General features: G+C 63.1%; 1 protein-coding gene. It reads left to right on the top strand.

Annotation, left to right across the window (positions count from 1 at the left end; genetic code table 11):
* The first annotated feature begins 113 nt into the window (after positions 1-113).
* Complete coding sequence (locus K940_RS31150; RefSeq protein WP_051407440.1) at positions 114-1085, top strand: NADAR family protein; 972 nt, start codon at positions 114-116, stop codon at positions 1083-1085.
* Positions 1086-1543 lie beyond the last annotated feature (458 nt).

Raw genomic sequence — 1543 nt, 5'->3', positions numbered from 1 at the left:
CGATCACCCCGTATGGGAGATGACCCTCCCATACCGGGTGGGCTTTCGCACCAGACAGGAACACACCATTGAACACGATCCAGCCCAGTTCTGACGACAATCACGATCACCCGATGGTCATCAAAAAGTTCGACCACGAGCACGCAGAACTGTCGAATTTCGGCCCCGGCGCGGCCATCTACGATCGGGTGGCATACCGCACCGCGGGGCATGCGCACGTAGCGGCGATGAGTCTCGACGAGGACGCTCGAGCAGCGGTCCAGGCCGCTCCCAGCCCAGAGGAAGCCAAGGCCCTCGGTCATAGGGTGAAGGTACGGCCAGATTGGGAACATGTGAAAGTCGCTGAAATGCGTGCGATCCTGGAGAGCAAGTTCACTCGCACTCCCGAGATTCGAAAGTCTCTGGTCGGCACCGGAGACCGGCTACTCATCGCCACCACCACCGACGACTTTTGGGGGCGATACCGGCGACCTAGCCAGTACTCGGCTGTGGGTGCCAATATGCTGGGACGCTTATTGATGCAGGTGCGGGGAGCGCTGCGCGACGACCCGGTACATCGATGGCCCAGGGTCGCACTCATCGGACAACCTCGGCGGGACATCGAGCGACCCGTCCGGAGCTGGGTTCGCAGCGAATTGGACCGACTCGCGGCGAAGCTGCGCGATAGCCACGAAACCCAGGTTGCGTTAACCGGTTTAGAGATCGGACCCCCCACGTGGTGGGCTCAGTCCGCCATCGCGGCCGAACTCCACACCTGGGGATATCAGCCCTTTCCCGGACAAGGTAGGGAATGGACTGCGCATCAAAAGACTGCGCACGCTGAGATCCTCGAACGCCTCAACCGTTTGGTGGTGATCGCCGAGTGGTATGAGAACCGGTTCTACGCCGACCGCGACCAGCTGTTGACCGGTGACGCAGATGCGGTGATCGTGGTTCGTGATCCTGAGAAGCGCTGTGGTGGAACAGTTTCCGCACTGCGCACCTACTGCCCTGACATGCCGGTGATCACCGTCGACATCCGCCGCCGGAAGACGACCATCTCCAGGTCCTTCGACCCTTCGGTCCTGTCCCCGAGGGCGGCCTAGCCCAGTAGGTGGCCGGCAGCGCACCCCACGCTGCCGGCCACCACGCATCCAACGCTTCAGCTGGCCGTCCTCAACACCGCCAACCACAGCACCTCAGCGTCTGAAGCCAACCCTGACCTCGGTGCATTCGCCCGAGAGGCTGAGCGCATGCTGGCCAGTGACACGTGAAACGGTTCCGCGCCCACCGCCCCGCCAACTGATCGGTAACACACGTGCCGCCGACGATCTACCTCCAAACCGTCAACGAGCATCGAACGAAAGTCGCTGAACAGCGCGACCTCAGCTGTCCGAATGCCCGAGAGGTGGGCTACCACTGATCGTTGTTGGCCAGGAGGCGAGGAATGATCGCGCGATCTCGCGGCCGGTCACCAGTGTCGTCGTGGCTGGGTGAGGTGATCGGCCGGTCGGGCGACCCGCCTGATCGAGGGCTACCAGGTCGCGGTCCGCCGCGCGCACGG

The organism is Nocardia sp. CNY236, assembly GCF_000482385.1.
Taxonomy (GTDB): Bacteria; Actinomycetota; Actinomycetes; order Mycobacteriales; family Mycobacteriaceae; genus Nocardia.
This window is presented reverse-complemented; position numbering and strand designations above follow the sequence as displayed.